Below are 17,277 nucleotides of genomic sequence, written 5' to 3' on the forward strand. Positions count from 1 at the left end.
CAGGTTTATGCGCTTACTTCAGCAGCGCTCGCCACTGTTTCGGGCGAATCGGCTCCGTCCCCCGTCGCCTGCCCCTTCGCCGGCACCACGCCAAAGCAGTAGCTCAGCGCCGCAGACACCGCAAATGCCGTGCCGCCGGCAACGCAGCACCACAGCAGGTTCGAGATGCCGCCCGTGGCAAAGCCAATGACCATGAGGACATTCGTCATGCCGATGGTATAGGCCGTAACGTGGCCCACGGCCGCAACAAGGCCTCCGACGGCACCACCAATGGCCATGCACGTCAGGCACCTGCCGTATTTAAAGCCGCAACCGTACAGCGCCGGCTCGCTTACGCCGCCAAGCACGCCCGAGATTGAATAGCCCAGCATGAGCGCCTTCTCGTCCTTATCCGCAACGCGGAGCGACGCGCCAAAGGGCATGCCCCAAACGGCGAACGTTGCCATCGTCGCGGCGATCAGGATGCACGAATCCGTTCCCACACTCATAAACTGCGCATAGGCGAGCGATAGGACAACGTTGCTGACACCCGCGATCTTAAGGAACTCCCAGCCCGCGGCAAGCCCCATGAGCGTGAGCAGCGATACGATGCCACCGGAATTGCCAAGCATAAACATAAGCTGGCCCAACAGCATGCCCAGATAGCTGCCCGCCGGCGCCGTAATACACAGCGAAACCGGAACCATAACGAGCATGGTCGCAAACGGAACGAACGAAAACGCCACGGCCTTAGGGATAACGCGCCGAAAGAAACACTCCACTCGCCAAAGCACGGGTACCGAGATGAGAACCGGAATAACAGTCGTCGTGTAATCGTTGACCGGCGCGGGAAGCAGGCCATACACGGAAGTCATCGATGCCCCCATCGTCGATGCGGCATCGACGAGCTTAAGCAGATCGGGCGCAATCAATACGCCGCCCAGCATCATACCCAGCTGCTCCGAGCAACCGAGCTGGCGGGCGGCCGCCCACCCAAGATAAATGGGCAAAAAGTAGTAGCCGGCGTTATAGAGCCAACTGTAGAACAGGCGATAGATTTCGGAATCGGCAGACCATAGGCCCAGCATGCCTTCGCCCATAATGACGGCGACGGTGCGGAACAACGCCGCGCAGACAATAAACGGCAGCGCCGACATCATGCTTTTGGACAGATAGTCCACCACGGCCATGGCGTTTGATGAGACCGTCGTTGTAAACGAGGTGTTAGAAACTTGTGACACAGGAACCCTTTCCCAATGTGACATGCGGACTGTCCCTTTGTCACATCGTGCGGTACTGACCGATTGCGCGGTACTTTTCGTAGCGGAGGTTTATGAGGGTCGCGTCATCGAGCCGCCCAAGCGTATCGAAGGCATCAAATGCCGAGGACATGACGGCGCCGGCGATCTCCTCATGCGACAGGCCCCTATCGTCGACAATGCTGTCGATGATGCCGAGCGCCAACAGATCGGGGGCCGTGAGTTTCAGCGCCTCGGCGGCCTCATTCGCGCGCTCGGTATCCTTCCACAGGATCGACGCACAGGCCTCGGGGCTCACGACCGAATAGGCCGAGCTCGAGAGCATCAGGATGCGGTCGGCCACGGACAGCGCCAGCGCGCCACCAGAGCCGCCTTCACCCGTCACCACCGAGACAATCGGTGTCTTAAGGCCGCTCATCTCCATGAGATTCTGGGCAATCGCCTCGCCCTGGCCGCGCTCCTCGGCACCGATACCGCAAAACGCGCCCGAAGTATCGACCAGGCACAGAACCGGTCGACCAAACTTTTCGGCCTGGCGCATAAGGCGACGCGCTTTGCGGTAGCCCTCGGGATGCGCCATGCCAAAGTTGCGGCGCATACGCTCTTTGGTCGTGGTGCCGCGCTCAATGGCGATGACCGTTACGGGGCGTCCATCTTTCCAGCCAATGCCAGCCACCACAGCGGCGTCGTCGCCAAAGTAACGGTCGCCGTGCAGCTCCACAAATCCATCCAGGCCCAGCGAGATCATCTCACCCGCCGTGGCGCGATCTGCCGAGCGGGTCTGCTTGACAATCTCGAGCGCGGTTTTTGGTGCGGGCGAGCGCTTAAACAAGTGTCCCAGCTTTTTGCCGCGGCGACCCGTATGCACGATTTCATGCGGTGCCCCCAGGCCGGGCGCGCGCCCTTCATGCAGCGCCAGCAGCTCGCCTACCGTGAGCGCAATCTCGCCACGCGGAACAACGGCATCGCAAAAGCCGTGCTCCAGCAAAAACTCGGAGCGCTGGAATCCCTTGGGCAGGCGCTTGTGCATGTTCTGCTCGATCACGCGCGGGCCGGCAAATGCCGTCAGGGCATCGGGCTCGGCCAGGATAATGTCGCCCTCCATGGCAAAGCTCGCGGTTACGCCTCCGGTCGTGGGGTCGGTGAGCACCGTGATATACAGGCCGCCCGCCTCGCTGTGGCGCCTAACCGCCGCAGAAATCTTGGCCATCTGCATAAGCGAGGTCACGCCCTCTTGCATGCGCGCACCGCCCGAAACGGTAAAGCCGACAACTGGCAATCCCAGCTCGGTCGCACGCTCAAATGCGCGACAGATCTTCTCGCCCACCACAGAACCCATCGAGCCCATCATAAAGTTAGCGTCCATAAAGAAGAGCGCGGTATCGCAACCGCAGATTTTGCCCCTGCCGCACACAACGGCATCGCGCTCGCCCGAACGCTCGCTCACGCCCTTGAGCTTATCGGCATAGCCGGGAAACGAGAGGAAGTCCTCCGACGCCAGATTGGCATCCCATTCCTCAAACGTGCCCTCGTCGACCGTCATGCGCATGCGCGCGCGACCGCTCACGCGAAAGTGTTTGCCGCAACGAGGGCAGACCTCGAGGTTGTCGTGTAGGCGTGCCTCATCGATCACACGGCGGCACTCCGGGCACTTGATAAACACGTGGCGCGCGGGAAACTCGGCGCACGACTCGGTTATCGGCCCCTCAAGGACATTGACCGTCTTCGCTTTTCTATTCATCAGCATAGAGATGCCCCATCAGATCGGTGTGATACATGCCCGACAAGAACTCGTCGTTTGCCAGCACGTCGAGCTGAAGCTCGCTGTTTTCGCTCACGCCCTCAATCACGAGCTCGCCCAGGGCCGAGCGCATCTTGCGAATGGCGCCGTCACGCGTGGGCGCACACACGATGAGCTTGCCGAGCATGGAGTCGTAGTACGGCGGAACTGTCGCACCGGTGAACATGGCCGAATCCCAGCGCACGCGCGGACCACCCGGTACACGCAACGCGGTGACCGTTCCGCATGACGGCAGAAAGTCCGGCGTCTCGGCATTGATGCGGCACTCCATGGCATGGTTGCGGACCGGCATGTCCTCCTGCTCAAAGGGCAAAGGCTGGCCGGCCGCCACGCGCAGCTGCCACTTGACCAAGTCGGTATCGGTCACAAACTCCGTAACTGGATGCTCCACCTGCAAGCGCGTGTTCATTTCCATAAAGTAGAAATTGCCGTCGTCCGAATACAGGAACTCGATGGTACCGGCTCCTTCGTAGCCGACGGCACGAGCCAGGTCACGCGCCGCCTTGTGCATACGGGCACGAATGTCGTCGTGTCCGTCGAGGCACGGTGCGGGGCTCTCCTCGATCAGCTTTTGGTTGCGGCGCTGCACCGAGCACTCGCGCTCGCCGAGCGAAAACACATGGCCCTGCTTATCGGCCATAATCTGCACTTCGACGTGGTGCGCCGGCGCGACGAACTTCTCCATGTAGCACTCGCCGTCGCCAAAAACGGCCTCACCCTCGGCACGTGCTTCAATAAAGGCCTTTGCCGCGTCTTCCACGCGCTCGACCTTGCGAATGCCGCGACCGCCGCCACCTGCACGCGCCTTAATAAGCACGGGGCAGCCAATGCGCTCGGCCTCGGCCGTCGCCTCCTCGGGGCTTTTGAGCAAATCGCAGCCCGGCACGATGGGCACGCCCGCCGCGGCAGCCGTTCGACGTGCGGCATCCTTGTCGCCCATGCTGTCGATCACCTCGGCCGAAGGACCGACAAACGCCAGGCCATACTTGTCGCAGTCGCGCACGAAGCTCGCCTTCTCGGAAAAGAAACCGTAGCCAGGATGGATTGCCTTTGCCCCCGACTTCACGGCACAGGTGAGCACAGCATCGTCGTTGAGGTAGCTCTCGGCAAGACGCGGGCCGCCGATGCAATACGCCTCGTCGGCAAGCTGCACGTGCAGCGCGTCCGCATCGGCCGTGGAATAAACGGCGACGGTCTTGATGCCCATATCGCGGCACGCGCGGATAACACGGACCGCGACCTCGCCGCGGTTGGCGATGAGCACTTTGTCGAACATGAAGCCTTCCTTAACTTTCGTGCATGAGTGCAAAGGACATATCGGCGCGGCAGCAAACCTCACCGTTGACGCTCGCAGTACCCGTCGCAAAGCGGAACGGCCCGCGCGCACGCGTGATGGAGCACACCAGATCCACCGTGTCGCCCGGGCGCACCGGACGCTTAAAGCGCACCTTGTCCAGACTCGTGTAGAACGGCGTCGCGCCGCGCGCCTCCTCATCGCCCATCAGCAGCACGCAGCAGTTCTGGGCGAGCATCTCGCACTGGATCACGCCGGGGACGACCGGGTTTCCCGGAAAATGCCCCTGCAAAAAGTACTCGTCGCCCGTAATCGTGATCTTGCCGTGGGCCTCGTCGCCCACTAGCTCGGCTTCGTCGAGCAAAAGCATCGGCTCGCGATGCGGCAACAGCTTCTTGAGCTCTTCTTTGTTCATGGATATCACCTATCCGATCCTCATGAGGCAGCTGCCAAACTCCACGAGGTCGCCGTCGGCCACGCAGATCTCGAGTACCTCGCCATCCGCCTCTGCCGTCACCTCGTTGAGAACCTTCATGGCCTCGATGATGCAGAGGGTCTCACCGGCCTTGACCTTGGAGCCCACGTGCACAAACGGCTCGTCGCCCGGCGCCGGGGCAGCATAGAAAACGCCGACCATGGGAGCGGTCACCTCGGTGCCCTTGGGCTCCGGTGCGGCGGCAGGCGCCTGCGCGGCGGGCTCCGGTGCGGCGGCAGGCATGGCGACAGGAGCCACCGCCGGAGCAGTCACGGCACCCGGCATAGGCATGGGCACGGCAACAGGCTGCGCGGCGCTCGCGCGCTCGAGTTCGACCGCGGTGCCATCGGGCTCCTCAACGCGTACGCGCGTGAGGCCGCGGTCCTCCATAACATCGGCTATCTCGGCAAGTCTTTTGGAATCCATGCTCTAGCTCCTCGTATATCTACGCAGCGCGATGGCGGCGTTGTGCCCGCCAAAGCCCAGGTTGGTCGAAAGCGCCCAGGTAAGGTCGGCGCGAACCGCGCGATTGGGCGTGTAGTCAAGATCGCAGGCGGGATCGGGTGTGTGGTAGTTAATGGTCGGCGGCACCACGCCCTGCTCGAGCGCCATGGCGCAGGCCATGACCTCGATGGCACCCGTGGCACCGATCATGTGGCCGGTCATCGACTTAGTCGACGAGACATGCGCGGCGCGCGCCGCGTCCTCGCCGAGCGCACGCTTAATGCCCGCCGTCTCGGACGAATCGTTGAGCTTGGTCGATGTGCCGTGGGCATTGATATAGAGACCCTCGGAAGGCTTGACGTCGCCCTCGGCCACCGCCAGCGATATCGCGCGGGCAATGCCGGCAGCCTCGGGATCGGGGCTCGTGATGTGATAGGCATCATCGGTGTTGCCGTAGCCCACGACCTCGGCATAAATGTGCGCACCGCGCGCCTGCGCATGTTCCATGCTCTCGAGCACGAGCACGCAGGCGCCCTCGCCCATCACAAAGCCGTCGCGGTCTGCATCGAACGGGCGGCAGGCCGTCGCGGGATCGGGGTTGGTGGTCAATGCGCGGCAGGACGTAAAGCCTGCAACAGCATCGGGGATAATGGCCGCCTCGGCACCGCCCGCGAGGATCGCGTCGGCATAGCCGTGCTTGATAGCACGGAACGCCTCGCCCACCGCATGGGCCGAGGTCGCGCACGCAGTCACGACTGGCAGGGTCGGTCCCTTTGCCTTGTGACGGATTGCGATATTGCCCGATGCCATGTTGGGGATCATCATCGCGATCATGTAAGGCGATGCGCGGCGGGGCCCACGGTCGGCAATCGTATGGACGTTGTCGACGAGCGTCTGCATGCCGCCCACGCCCGACCCCACGTAAACGCCCAGGCGCTCGCGATCGATGGCGCCTTCGGCATCAAAGCCCGCATCGTGCATGGCCTCGTCCGAAGCCACCAGCGCAAACTGAACGCAGGGATCGAGATGCTTGGCGTCACGCTTGCCAAAGTACTCGTTGCCGTCAAAGCCCTTGACTTCGGCCGCCACCTTGACGGTAAACGCATCGGTATCGAAGTGCGTGATCGGGCCGATGCCACAGGTCCCGGCGCACATGGCCGCCCAGGTGGCAAGCGCGGTGTTGCCGAGCGGCGATACGGCACCGATGCCGGTGATTGCAACTCTCTGTTCCATCATGGTCTCCTCATCCAAGCCGTTCTTCGGCCCTGGTTTCTACATCGCCATTCCGCCGTCGACGCGCACGACCTCGCCCGTAATGTAGGCAGCCGCATCACTCGCTAAAAAGCGCACCACGCCGGCCACTTCCTCGGGGCGTGCCATGCGCTTAAGGGGAATCTGTTCCTCGGTTGCCGTACGCACCTTCTCCGAGAGCTTTGCCGTCATATCTGTCTCGACAAACCCGGGGGCGACCGCGTTCGCTCGTACGCCACGAGGCGCAAGCTCGCGCGCCACCGCCTTGGTAAGCCCTATCACGCCCGCCTTGGAAGCAGCGTAGTTGGCTTGCCCGGCATTGCCCATCAGGCCCACGACCGAGCTCATGTTGACGACGCAACCGCCGCGCTGGCGCATAAAGGTCTTGGTGAACGCGCGCGTCATATTGAATGTTCCCTTGAGATTGACATCGAGCACGCGATCGAATGCGTCATCGCCCATGCGCATGAGCAGGCCATCGCGGGTGATGCCGGCATTGTTGACGAGCGCCCAAATGGAACCAAAGTCGTTGAGGACCGCTTCCACACACGCGTTGACGGCAGCGGGATCGGCCACGTCGCATTGATATGCGCGTGCCGTGGCGCCAACCGCCTCACAGGCTTCGCACGTCTCGCGCGCCGCATCGACGCTGCCGGCATAGACGACGGCGATATCAAAGCCGTCCTCCGCCAGACCGACAGCGCAGGCGCGGCCGATACCCCGCGAGCCGCCCGTGACCAGTGCCACGCGACGTGAGTCGTTGCGCTCGAGCGCGCCGTTGTTCAAGTTGCCCATGTCATTCCTTTCGGGTTACAGCCCTGTGGACTATGCGAGCTCGTCGGCAATAGCTGCGACCTGCTCGGCCGTTTCGCACGAATACACGCGAACGTCGCTCAGCGTACGCTTGGCCAGGCCCGACAGCGTTTTGCCAGGGCCGACCTCAATAAACGTGTCGATGCCCTGATTCTGCAGAGCATGCAGCGTGTCGACCCAACGAACGGCATGACTCACCTGATTGGCCAAGACATCCGATGCCGCTCGCGGGTCCGCCGGATAGGGCGCCGCCGTCATGTTTGCCATGACCGGAATCAGCAGCGGTGACGGCGCGTGGCCGGCTTGGATATACGTCGCCAGCCCCTCAGTCGCCTCGGCCATATAGGGGCTATGAAATGCGCCCGACACCGCGACTTTCATAGCGCGGCCGCCAGCCTCTTTTACTAGGACGTCGAGCTCCTGCAGCGCCTCGGGCGGTCCGGCAACAACCGTCTGCTGCGGACTGTTGTAGTTGACCGGCCAGCAGTCCTCGCCGGCCTGTTTTGCCAGGTTCTCGACTTGCGCCGCATCGAGCTTGATGACGGCGCGCATGCCGCCCGGATGGCGCTCGGCAGCCGCGGCCATCAGCGCCGCGCGCTCGCACACGAGCTCAAAGCCCGCTCGCGTATCGAACGCCCCCGCAAAGGTGAGCGCGGCGACCTCGCCAAGCGAAAAACCCGCACAGGCGGCAGGTACCACGCCGCGCTCACGCAGGGCGGCAGCCGCTGCCAGATCGTGAACGAACACGCACGGCTGCGTGTTCTCGGTCTGCGAGAGCTCCTCCTTGGAGGCGCTTCGGCACTGCTCACTGGTCCCCGGGCGCACCTCGTCGGCAATGGCGAACACCTCGGCGGCCGCCGGCGATGCCTCGATCAGGTCGACGCCCATCGCGGGGTGCTGGGCGCCCTGGCCGGCAAACAGAAACGCTACGCCACCCATGCGCACGCACCCTTCAGGACGTGCTCGGCGCCATCGACCAGGTCGTCAACGATTTCACGTGCGCTTTGGCGCTCGTTGACCATGCCGGCAATCTGTCCACACAAAAACGAGCCCTCTTCGTAATTGCCGTCCTTGGCGGCCTTGCGAAGGGCGCCCGTGCCCATGGCCCCGAGCTCCTCGACGCTTACGCCCGCCGCCTCGCTCTTGGCGTAGGCGTTGGTGAAGGGGCTCTTGAGGGCACGCACCGGGTGTCCCGTCGAGCGGCCGGTCGCACGCGTCGAGGTGTCGTTGGCCTTCAGGACCATCTCCTTGTACTGCTCCGATACGGTGCACTCATCTGCGATCAGAAAGCGCGTACCCACCTGCACGCCGGCGGCGCCCAGCATAAAGGCGGCCGCCACGCCGCGGCCATCAGCGATACCGCCAGCCGCAACCACGGGAATATCGACCGCATCGACAACCTGCGGCACCAGTGCCATCGTCGAGGTCTCGCCAATATGGCCGCCTGATTCGGTACCCTCGGCAACCACGGCAGTGGCTCCACGACGCGCCACGAGGCGCGCCAGCGCCACCGAGGCAACGACCGGGATGACCTTGATGCCCGCCTCGTTCCACGCCTTCATGTACTTGGTGGGATTGCCGGCACCCGTCACGACGACCGGCACCCGCTCGTCAATCACGACCCGCGCGACCTCGTCGGCAAACGGGCTCATGAGCATGACGTTGACGCCAAAGGGCTTATCCGTCCTGGCGCGCAGCTCATGAATCTGGTCGCGCAGCCAGTTGGCGTCGGCGTTCATGGCCGCGATAATCCCTAAGCCGCCCGCCTCGGACACTGCCGACGCCAGCGAGGCGTCGGCGATCCAGGCCATACCGCCCTGGAACACGGGCTTTTCGATGCCGAGCAGATCGCAGAGAGGAGTCTTGAGCATCTCTACTTCTCCAATGCCGCCTCGACCGTATCGGCGAACTCGCCGACCGTCTTGGGGTTCTCCTCGGTATCGAGCTGGATGCCAAACTCGTCCTCAACGGCGACGAGGATCTCGACGGTGCCCAGACTGTCGAGACCAATCTCCTCGAGCGTGGACTCGGGCTTCATCTCGACGTCGTCAAGACCGGCGGTCTCGCGGATAACATCGCAAACGCGCTCGAAGGTCTTCTGATCTGCCATGGTAGTTCTCCTTTGTTTGTGCCCTAGGGGCGTTTTTATTTCCTATGTGCGACTACTTCCAACGAAGTAGATAGCCACCTATATCCAGACCGGCGCCAAATCCAACGAGGGTGATGGTGTCGCCCGTGTGAAGTGCACCGGCGTTTGCCAGCCGGTCGAGGGCAAGCGGAATGCATGCGCTCGAAATGTTGCCGGTCTCGCGCAGCGTTCGAACCACGCGCTTGTCTGGCACACCGAGGCGCTTGACCGCCTGACTCAGGATTCGTTCGTTAGCCTGATGGAATACAAAATGGTCGATGTCCTCGACCGAAATGCCCGCATCGCTCGCAAGCTTATGGACCGTGTCGCAAATCGCGTTGACGCCGAACTTGAACACGCGGCGGCCATTCATGGACAGCACGCTCTCGCTATCTGCGGAGGCCTTAAACGGCGAGGTGCCGACCAGACCGGGAACGCACAACGTCTCGACGTCGGGCGCCGTCGAAAGCTCAACGGCAAGGGGGCTGTCTCCCCCAGCCTCAATCACCGCGGCGCCTGCCCCATCGCCAAAGAGCACACAGGTGGCGCGGTCGGTCCAGTCGAGCGCGCGCGTCATCTGCTCGGCGGCAACGACAAGCACATGCTTGGCTCGTCCTCGAGCGATATAGCCCTCGGCAACATCGAGCGCAAATACGAAGCCGGCGCAGGCAGCCGAGACATCGAAGGCAGGGCACGTCGCGCCCAGTCGCTCAGCAACGGCACACGCCTCGGCGGGAACAAGGTGGTCACCCGTCGTCGTCGAGCAGACGATCAGATCCAACTGGCTCGCGTCGATTCCGGACACCTGAAGTGCCCGCTCGCTCGCCGCTACGGCAAGGTCGTCAAGTGACTCGGTGGTGCAGACGTGGCGACTCTTAATACCTGTGCGGGTAAAAATCCACTCATCCGAGGTATCGAGGAACTCGGGCAGCTCGTCATTGGAAACACTGCGCTTAGGAAGCGCCGAGCCTGTTCCAAGAATCGTGAAACCCATCACTAACCTCCTTTGAGTTGTTGACGTGTTTACATCGACCAAGAGAGGATAGCGCATTTCAGTCGTTGTTAACGTGTTAACATTAAATTGTCCAAATGCGACAAAGGCTTCACATTGTGTCTCTCTCGACACTATTGCGTTATTCACTTATTCATTAAGGAGGTAGCAGCCGTTATGGATGCCAAATTAACGATAGTCGACGTAACCGGATCGACCAACGATGACCTGCTCGAAGCAGGAAAACAGGGAGCGCCGCACGGCACAGGACTTGCCGCCCGGGCTCAGACAGCAGGACGCGGCCGGCGCGGCCACAAGTGGGATTCAACCGCCGGCAACCTATTGCTTTCGATTGTCCTGCGTCCATGCGTTAATCCTGCGAAGTACTCTGGTCTTGCTGCCGTCAGCGGCCTAGCGGTGCTCGAGGCGCTCGAAAAACAGGGTCTTGCAAACGAGATTGGCCTCAAATGGCCCAACGACCTGGTCGCGCGTGGACGCAAACTCGGCGGCATTCTGGTCGAGGCCGCACGCGATAACGAAGGCAAACCTTTCGCCGTCTGTGGCATTGGTGTCAATGTGAACTATGCGCCCCAAGAGGTGCCCGATGGCGGCCTGCCGGCAATCGGTCTCTCGGACCTTAACGAGAACGTTCCAACTGTCGACATGCTCCTCGATGAGGTCTATCACGCAGTTATAGACGCTATAGATGCCTGGGCAGAACGCCTCAACGCCATGGAAGAAAACACCGGACCGCTCGCGCCCGTCCACGGCGAATATGTCGCTCACCTCAATTGGATTGGAAAGCACGTTATCGCCCGCTCCCCTGCCGGTGACGAGCTGGCGCGAGGCATCTTTAAAACGGTCGATGGCTTTGGTCGTGCGTGCATCGAAACAAAAGACGGCTTGCGATCCTTCCATTTTGAGGAAGCGTCATTGCGCCCCTTGAGTGAGTAGGTCGCCACAGCCAGCCGCTCGGCAGCCTTACCCGGCGATCCAAACCCATCATGCAAAACAAAAGGGCCCCGCTACCGTAACGGCAGCGGGGCCCTTTAAGCTATGAGCGATATCGCTTAGAGCTTGATGTCGATGTCAACGCCAGCGGGGAGGTCGAGACGCATAAGCGAATCAACGGTGCCCGAGGTGGGGTCGAGGATGTCGATGAGGCGCTTGTGGGTGCGCATCTCGAACTGCTCACGGGAGTCCTTGTTCACGTGCGGCGAGCGGATAACCGTGTACAGGTTGCGCTCGGTGGGCAGGGGGACAGGACCGGAAACGCGAGCGCCGGTCTTCTGAGCGGTCTCGACGATGAGCTTCGCGGACTGATCGACGACCTCGTGATCATAGCCCTTGAGGCGAATGCGGATCTTCTGGGTAGCCAACTTAAACCTCCAAAGAGTGAGAGAGATGCTCTCGCGGATTACGTAACAGGGAGCTCGAACTTAGGCGTTCTTGCTCATGACCTCGTCCACGATGGACTTGGGCGCGGGCTCATAAGAGTCGAACTGCATCGTGTAGGATGCACGGCCCTGGGTCTGGGAGCGAAGGTCGGTAGCGTAACCGAACATCTCGCCCAGCGGCACCTTGGCACGGATGAGCTTGCTGTTCTTGCGATCCTCCATGCCCTCGATCTTGCCGCGGCGACCGGAGAGGTTGCCCATAACGTCGCCCATGTACTGCTCGGGGGTCTCGACCTCGACAGCCATGATCGGCTCGAGCAGCTGCGGGTCGGACTTCTTGAGGGCGTCCTTGATAGCCATGGAACCGGCGATCTTGAAGGCGGCCTCGGAGGAGTCGACCTCGTGGTAAGAACCGTCGAACAGGGTGACCTTAACGTCGAGGACCGGGAAGCCGGCGATAACACCGGTGTTCAGGGCCTCCTGGATGCCCTTGTCGATGGACGGGATGTACTCCTTAGGCACGACGCCGCCGACGATAGCGTTGACGAACTCGTAGCCGAAGCCCTCCTCCATCTTCTCGAGCTTGATGACGGCGTGGCCGTACTGACCGCGACCGCCGGACTGACGGACGAACTTGCCCTCAGCCTTCTCGACGTCGTGACCAGCGGTCTCGCGGTAGGCAACCTGGGGCTTACCGACGTTAGCGTCAACCTTGAACTCGCGGAGCAGACGGTCGACGATGATCTCGAGGTGCAGCTCGCCCATGCCGGCGATGATGGTCTGGCCGGTCTCGTGGTTGGTGGACACCTGGAAGGTCGGGTCCTCCTCGGCGAGCTTGGTCAGAGCCAGGGACATCTTGTCCTGCTCGGCCTTGGTCTTGGGCTCGATGGCAACGTCAATAACGGGCTTAGCGAACTCGATCTTCTCGAGGACGATCTCCTTGCCCTCGGCGCACAGGGTGTCACCGGTGGTGGAGTTCTTGAAGCCGACGCAAGCGACGATGTCGCCGGCGGCAGCGTCGTCACGGTCGATACGCTCGGCGGCGTTCATCTCGAGGATGCGGCCGAGGCGCTCGCGCTGACCGTTGGAAGCGTTGACAACGTAGGAGCCGGACTCGGCGCGGCCGGAGTAAACGCGGACGTAGGTGAGCTTACCGACGAACGGGTCGGTCATGATCTTGAAGACCAGGCCGGAGAAGGGCTCGTCGAAGGAAGGATGACGCTGAATCTCCTCGCCGGTGTCCGGATCGGTACCGGTGACGGCCTCGACGTCAAGCGGGCTGGGCAGGTAGTCGACGACAGCGTCGAGCAGCTCCTGAACGCCCTTGTTCTTGTAGGCGGAACCCACGAAGACGAGGTTGAGCTCGTTGGCCAGAACGCCCTTGCGCAGAGCAGCCTTGAGCTCCTCGACGGTGAAGTCCTCCTCCATGAGGATCTTCTCCATGAGCTCGTCGTCAAAGCTGGCAGCAGCGTCGAGGAGCTCCTCGCGCTTGGTGGCAGCGATGTCGGCAAACTCAGCCGGGATCTCGTCCATCGGCTCGGGGTAGGTCATGCCCTTCTCGTCGGCCTTGAAGTCCCATGCAGTCATGGTGACCAGGTCGATGACGCCCCAGAAGTTGTCCTCGGCGCCCATCGGGACCTGAGCGGCCACGGCGTTGGCGTCGAGACGATCCTTCATGGTCTCGATAGCGTTGAAGAAGTCAGCGCCCACGCGGTCATACTTGTTGATGAAGGCGATGCGGGGGACGTTGAAGGTAGAAGCCTGACGCCAAACGGTCTCAGACTGGGGCTGAACGCCGGCAACGGCGTCGAAGACGGCGACAGCGCCATCGAGGACGCGCAGGCAGCGCTCGACCTCGGCGGTGAAGTCAACGTGGCCCGGGGTGTCGATGATCTGGATGCGGTAGTCCTTACCGTCCTTGTTCCAGAAGCACGTGGTAGCAGCGGAGGTAATGGTTACGCCGCGCTCCTGCTCCTGAACCATCCAGTCCATGGTAGCAGCGCCCTCATGGACCTCACCGATCTTGTGGGTCTTACCGGTGTAGTAAAGAATACGCTCGGTCGTGGTGGTCTTACCGGCATCGATGTGGGCCATGATGCCGATGTTACGGGTATCGGAAAGCTTGTACTTAGGCTTAGCCATGTTAGTTCCTTACCTTAACTTACCAACGATAGTGAGAGAACGCGCGGTTGGCCTCGGCCATCTTGAAGACGTCCTCACGCTTCTTGACGGAAGCGCCCAGGCCGTTGGAGGCGTCGAGGATCTCGTTGGCGAGACGCTCGGCCATGGTCTTCTCCTTGCGAGCGCGGGAGAAGTTGACGATCCAGCGGATACCCAGAGCGGTGGAACGACGGGAGTTGACCTCCATCGGGACCTGATAGGTAGCGCCACCGACACGCTTGGGCTTAACCTCGAGCGTGGGCTTGACGTTGTCCATAGCCTTCTTGAAGGTAGCGAGAGCGTCGCCACCCTCGGACTTCTCGGCAACGATCTCGAAAGCGGTGTAAACGATGCGCTCAGCGGTGGCCTTCTTGCCGTCAAGAAGGACCTTGTTGATGAGCTGAGTCACCAGGCGGTTGTTGTAAACGGCGTCAGGCTGAACCTCACGACGATTAGCTGCTGCACGACGCGGCATGTGAAATCTCCTTAAGTGTCTACCGTGCGGCGCTCAAGACGGCACACGGCGAAAGTATCAAAACGTTATCTGGCTTATTTAGCCTTAGGGCGCTTAGCACCGTACTTGGAACGGGCCTGCATACGGTTCTGGACCGGAGCAGCGTCGTAGGCGCCACGGATGACGTGATAACGGACACCAGGGAGGTCACGGACACGACCGCCGCGGACGAGCACGATGGAGTGCTCCTGCAGGTTGTGGCCCTCACCCGGGATGTAAGCAGTAACTTCGATGCCGTTGACAAGGCGAACACGGGCAACCTTACGAAGAGCCGAGTTCGGCTTCTTGGGGCTCGTGGTGAAGACGCGGGTGCACACGCCGCGCTTCTGGGAGTTGTGCTGCAGAGCAGCGTTCTTGGACTTCTTGGGCACGGAACGACGGCCCTGGCGAACCAGCTGGTTAATAGTAGGCAAAGCGTACTCCTTCTCGAATGATTCCAGCTTTCTGTAAAGTGCAACGGCTTGAATCGAGGGGTCAGCATCCCCCTACGAAACACGCAGTTCGATAGGATACGTGGCGTTAGCTGTGCCGTCAACAGACCACGCCGCCGGGCGTATCCCAAAATTGGCACATTTCCGCAAAGCCTACACAAAAGGAATCCCCTCCTGTGCGCGGGGGCGGATCCCCGGCCCGGGCGGCACAGGGGTTAAGTTTGCTGCTCTACAGTCCTGGCTCGCACGGAGGCCACATTAAGTGGCCTCCGGCTCGTGCGGAACTCGCGACAAACTTAACCCCTGTGCCGCCCGGGCCGGGGATCCGACGTGCTCGTCGGGGCAACGTTCTCTACTAAAAAGGGGGCAAGTCTATACCTGCCAAAAAGGGACAGGTTTATTTTGGTCGGTTTTATCTGGGAAAACGCCGCTCTTCACGGTGATCCGCATCCATTTGCCACGTTCTTCCGAGAATCAGACAAATAGCGTTCAATCTAACCGTCCATATAACGCAAAATAGGCCGCTTTCCCTCTTGGGAAGCGGCCTAGACCTTACGAATAGACGATGGTAAAGGGTACTTTCGTTTCGGTCTCCCCCGTTGATGTGTACCTCGCGCCCTCGAGGGTTACCGAGACCACTTGATCGACATCAATCAACTTCGTTGGCACCCAAATGTTCTCTCCGCTATTGCGTGCCATCGAAACATAGAAATTGTACGCCCCTGCGTCGTCATCTTCGATAATCTGCTCCGATCCATCCTTGTAGCTGACGGTCAGTTTATGATCAACTGCTTCATAGCCCAGATCATCGATGTGCGTCTGGATGGAAAACGGGCTGATCTCGAGAGGCGAGTCGTCGGAGCGGAGCTCCTTTGTATCGACGTGCGCTCCGACGTTAAACTCTGGCGTCGATACCTCGATCACCTTCGCATCCTCACCTTTGCCCTCCGTCCAACTGATATTCCAGGTGACCGCATGTCGTAAATCTCGATCGCGATTCCAAGATGCAAAGTACATCGTGCCGTTAATGACCGTGTCGCTTGATGTGTCTTTATCAATGGTGCAGCGTGTATCAGCCCATTCCTCGCCGAAGTTCATGCTGGGTGTACTGACGCCCCCTTCTTCTTCACCATAGAGAACAAGTTCGCCAAGCTCTGCCGCCGGCTTGTAGTAGTTAACGCCATTCGGATTGGACAATGTAAACGTCACAGCACCGCAACCGTTCTCGTCGATTGCCATCTCATGAATGTCGAGCGTATAGCCGTTGCCCTCGACGGACAGATTGACCTTCTGGACTGCACCCTCCAGGCTTTGGGGCGCGATACCACCACCAAACTCTCTGGTGTAGGTATATTTCGTCCCCGACGAGCCGCCATTTGTCCAGGTAACGGACTCTCCGTTGCCATGGTTTCCCCAGGCAGAGGCAAAATAACTGGAATTGACAACAGCGTAGGCGACCCCTCCGGTCGCCAGCACTCCGGCAAGACATCCGATTACGGCAACATACAGAGGCTTCGCGTGACCCTTTCGGCGAAGCGGCTCGCCAGCAGCGGCATAAAGAACACGGTCAGCAAGATCGCTATCGGCTTGGACGGACTCGAAGGCCTGCTTGATCTGGTTGGATTTCACGGTCGCCCTCCTCTAGGATGAACTTGAGCTTCGATCTGCCGCGAGCTAAACGCGTTCGAACGGTCGCGGCTGGCACATGCAGTAACTCGGCAATTTCTGAAGTCGAGAAGCCCAGATAGTAATAGAGCACGATAGGAATACGGAATCGCTCCGGAAGTCGCATAACGTCTGACAGGACCGCCTTGGTCTCCTCCTGCGCCGTCGAAAGCGAATCGGCCAGATTCTCAATATCCTCCACGCGCCTCCACGGCTTTCGAAAGAGAGATTTACATTCATTGATCGTGACCCGGATAAGCCATCGACGAAGATGCTCCCAGTTTTCAAATTGCGCGTCGCTTTTGAGCAACTTAAGAAAGACGTCTTGAGCGACATCGTCGGCGTCAGCGCGATCACGCAGATACGTCAATGCGATCCGAAACACGACATCCCGGTGGTCTTCGACCGCCTGTCTAAAAGCTTGTTCTTCCATAATCACCTCCCGGTGACATTAATGGTTCTCGATGAGGCCCTCACCATAGATACGCTCTGGCCGGACGAAATGTTTCAAATTCAAGCAGGAAAAACCTACCAAAATATACCTGTCCCTTTTTTGGCAAGGGATCAACGGAACGCAACAGGTTGAGCATACGCAAGCGAGCGGCCCCCAGAGCGTACAAGGTGGCATGAAAAAGGCAGGGCATTGACCTTTTGGTCATGCCCTGCCTTTTGAAT

General features: G+C 60.8%; 18 protein-coding genes. 1 reads left to right on the forward strand and 17 read right to left on the reverse strand.

Annotated elements, in window-relative coordinates:
* Positions 1-5: 5 nt before the first annotated feature.
* The 11 genes from DW892_RS01025 to DW892_RS01075 are packed head-to-tail and all read right to left on the reverse strand — an operon-like array spanning position 6 to position 10,438.
* Positions 6-1,220: a PTS transporter subunit EIIC gene (locus DW892_RS01025; RefSeq protein WP_147349827.1), complete on the reverse strand. Its 1,215-nt coding sequence runs from the start codon at positions 1,218-1,220 to the stop codon at positions 6-8.
* 40 nt (positions 1,221-1,260) lie between these two features.
* Positions 1,261-2,985 carry an acetyl-CoA carboxylase, carboxyltransferase subunit beta gene (accD, locus tag DW892_RS01030; RefSeq protein ID WP_117765056.1) on the reverse strand — a complete coding sequence of 575 codons (1,725 nt, stop codon included), beginning with the start codon at positions 2,983-2,985 and terminating at the stop codon, positions 1,261-1,263.
* Positions 2,972-4,315 (reverse strand): acetyl/propionyl/methylcrotonyl-CoA carboxylase subunit alpha, encoded by a 1,344-nt coding sequence (locus tag DW892_RS01035; RefSeq protein ID WP_117765058.1) that lies wholly within the window; start codon positions 4,313-4,315, stop codon positions 2,972-2,974. Before DW892_RS01035 ends, accD begins: the two co-directional genes overlap by 14 nt.
* Before the next feature lie 10 nt (positions 4,316-4,325).
* Positions 4,326-4,748: a 3-hydroxyacyl-ACP dehydratase FabZ gene (gene fabZ / locus DW892_RS01040; RefSeq protein ID WP_099432064.1), complete on the reverse strand. Its 423-nt coding sequence runs from the start codon at positions 4,746-4,748 to the stop codon at positions 4,326-4,328.
* Positions 4,749-4,757: 9 nt separating this feature from the next.
* Positions 4,758-5,234, reverse strand: a complete 477-nt coding sequence (gene accB / locus DW892_RS01045) for an acetyl-CoA carboxylase biotin carboxyl carrier protein (protein ID WP_117765060.1) — start codon at positions 5,232-5,234, stop codon at positions 4,758-4,760.
* A 3-nt stretch (positions 5,235-5,237) separates the two neighbouring features.
* Complete coding sequence (fabF, locus tag DW892_RS01050; protein ID WP_233545130.1) at positions 5,238-6,488, reverse strand: beta-ketoacyl-ACP synthase II; 1,251 nt, start codon at positions 6,486-6,488, stop codon at positions 5,238-5,240.
* Between the two features lie 36 nt (positions 6,489-6,524).
* A complete protein-coding gene (fabG, locus tag DW892_RS01055) occupies positions 6,525-7,298 on the reverse strand; it encodes a 3-oxoacyl-[acyl-carrier-protein] reductase (RefSeq protein ID WP_117765064.1) in 774 nt (257 codons plus the stop codon).
* A gap of 30 nt (positions 7,299-7,328) precedes the next feature.
* Positions 7,329-8,255 (reverse strand): ACP S-malonyltransferase, encoded by a 927-nt coding sequence (locus DW892_RS01060; protein ID WP_117765066.1) that lies wholly within the window; start codon positions 8,253-8,255, stop codon positions 7,329-7,331.
* Positions 8,243-9,187, reverse strand: a complete 945-nt coding sequence (gene fabK, locus DW892_RS01065) for an enoyl-[acyl-carrier-protein] reductase FabK (RefSeq protein WP_117563768.1) — start codon at positions 9,185-9,187, stop codon at positions 8,243-8,245. Before fabK ends, DW892_RS01060 begins: the two co-directional genes overlap by 13 nt.
* 2 nt (positions 9,188-9,189) lie before the next feature.
* Positions 9,190-9,426: an acyl carrier protein gene (locus DW892_RS01070; RefSeq protein ID WP_006235019.1), complete on the reverse strand. Its 237-nt coding sequence runs from the start codon at positions 9,424-9,426 to the stop codon at positions 9,190-9,192.
* Between the two features lie 52 nt (positions 9,427-9,478).
* Positions 9,479-10,438 (reverse strand): 3-oxoacyl-ACP synthase III family protein, encoded by a 960-nt coding sequence (locus DW892_RS01075; protein WP_117765068.1) that lies wholly within the window; start codon positions 10,436-10,438, stop codon positions 9,479-9,481.
* A 174-nt stretch (positions 10,439-10,612) separates the two neighbouring features.
* On the opposite strand from DW892_RS01075, the gene DW892_RS01080 reads away from it, so the two are divergent.
* Complete coding sequence (locus DW892_RS01080) at positions 10,613-11,389, forward strand: biotin--[acetyl-CoA-carboxylase] ligase (RefSeq protein WP_117765070.1); 777 nt, start codon at positions 10,613-10,615, stop codon at positions 11,387-11,389.
* A gap of 116 nt (positions 11,390-11,505) precedes the next feature.
* On the opposite strand, the gene rpsJ is transcribed toward DW892_RS01080, so the two are convergent.
* The 6 genes from rpsJ to DW892_RS01110 all read right to left on the reverse strand — a co-directional run bounded on the left by rpsJ (position 11,506) and on the right by DW892_RS01110 (position 17,035).
* Positions 11,506-11,814, reverse strand: a complete 309-nt coding sequence (gene rpsJ, locus DW892_RS01085) for a 30S ribosomal protein S10 (protein ID WP_022094184.1) — start codon at positions 11,812-11,814, stop codon at positions 11,506-11,508.
* A gap of 60 nt (positions 11,815-11,874) precedes the next feature.
* Positions 11,875-13,974 (reverse strand): elongation factor G, encoded by a 2,100-nt coding sequence (fusA, locus tag DW892_RS01090; protein ID WP_022094183.1) that lies wholly within the window; start codon positions 13,972-13,974, stop codon positions 11,875-11,877.
* Between the two features lie 19 nt (positions 13,975-13,993).
* Positions 13,994-14,467 (reverse strand): 30S ribosomal protein S7, encoded by a 474-nt coding sequence (rpsG, locus tag DW892_RS01095; RefSeq protein WP_006235013.1) that lies wholly within the window; start codon positions 14,465-14,467, stop codon positions 13,994-13,996.
* Positions 14,468-14,541: 74 nt separating this feature from the next.
* Positions 14,542-14,919 carry a 30S ribosomal protein S12 gene (gene rpsL, locus DW892_RS01100; protein WP_006235012.1) on the reverse strand — a complete coding sequence of 126 codons (378 nt, stop codon included), beginning with the start codon at positions 14,917-14,919 and terminating at the stop codon, positions 14,542-14,544.
* Between the two features lie 570 nt (positions 14,920-15,489).
* Positions 15,490-16,566 carry a DUF4179 domain-containing protein gene (locus DW892_RS01105; protein ID WP_117765072.1) on the reverse strand — a complete coding sequence of 359 codons (1,077 nt, stop codon included), beginning with the start codon at positions 16,564-16,566 and terminating at the stop codon, positions 15,490-15,492.
* Complete coding sequence (locus DW892_RS01110) at positions 16,517-17,035, reverse strand: RNA polymerase sigma factor (protein WP_187364957.1); 519 nt, start codon at positions 17,033-17,035, stop codon at positions 16,517-16,519. The genes DW892_RS01105 and DW892_RS01110 overlap by 50 nt, the downstream gene beginning before the upstream one ends.
* Between the last annotated feature and the right edge of the window lie 242 nt (positions 17,036-17,277).

Origin of the sequence: Collinsella sp. AM40-7AC, assembly GCF_003468125.1 — a bacterium.
In the GTDB taxonomy this organism is placed as follows: Bacteria; Actinomycetota; Coriobacteriia; order Coriobacteriales; family Coriobacteriaceae; genus Collinsella; species Collinsella aerofaciens_O.

What these genes read in the sequence shown, in the direction of transcription:
- fabF (WP_233545130.1), bottom strand. Translation starts at nt 6,488, where the DNA reads ATGATGGAACAGAGAGTTGCAATCACCGGCATCGGTGCCGTATCGCCG.
- fabK (WP_117563768.1), bottom strand. Translation starts at nt 9,187, where the DNA reads ATGCTCAAGACTCCTCTCTGCGATCTGCTCGGCATCGAAAAGCCCGTG.
- rpsG (WP_006235013.1), bottom strand. Translation starts at nt 14,467, where the DNA reads ATGCCGCGTCGTGCAGCAGCTAATCGTCGTGAGGTTCAGCCTGACGCC.
- fabG (WP_117765064.1), bottom strand. Translation starts at nt 7,298, where the DNA reads ATGGGCAACTTGAACAACGGCGCGCTCGAGCGCAACGACTCACGTCGC.
- DW892_RS01070 (WP_006235019.1), bottom strand. Translation starts at nt 9,426, where the DNA reads ATGGCAGATCAGAAGACCTTCGAGCGCGTTTGCGATGTTATCCGCGAG.
- DW892_RS01035 (WP_117765058.1), bottom strand. Translation starts at nt 4,315, where the DNA reads ATGTTCGACAAAGTGCTCATCGCCAACCGCGGCGAGGTCGCGGTCCGT.
- DW892_RS01080 (WP_117765070.1), top strand. Translation starts at nt 10,613, where the DNA reads ATGGATGCCAAATTAACGATAGTCGACGTAACCGGATCGACCAACGAT.
- accD (WP_117765056.1), bottom strand. Translation starts at nt 2,985, where the DNA reads ATGCTGATGAATAGAAAAGCGAAGACGGTCAATGTCCTTGAGGGGCCG.
- fusA (WP_022094183.1), bottom strand. Translation starts at nt 13,974, where the DNA reads ATGGCTAAGCCTAAGTACAAGCTTTCCGATACCCGTAACATCGGCATC.
- DW892_RS01075 (WP_117765068.1), bottom strand. Translation starts at nt 10,438, where the DNA reads ATGGGTTTCACGATTCTTGGAACAGGCTCGGCGCTTCCTAAGCGCAGT.
- fabZ (WP_099432064.1), bottom strand. Translation starts at nt 4,748, where the DNA reads ATGAACAAAGAAGAGCTCAAGAAGCTGTTGCCGCATCGCGAGCCGATG.
- DW892_RS01110 (WP_187364957.1), bottom strand. Translation starts at nt 17,035, where the DNA reads ATGGAAGAACAAGCTTTTAGACAGGCGGTCGAAGACCACCGGGATGTC.
- DW892_RS01060 (WP_117765066.1), bottom strand. Translation starts at nt 8,255, where the DNA reads ATGGGTGGCGTAGCGTTTCTGTTTGCCGGCCAGGGCGCCCAGCACCCC.
- accB (WP_117765060.1), bottom strand. Translation starts at nt 5,234, where the DNA reads ATGGATTCCAAAAGACTTGCCGAGATAGCCGATGTTATGGAGGACCGC.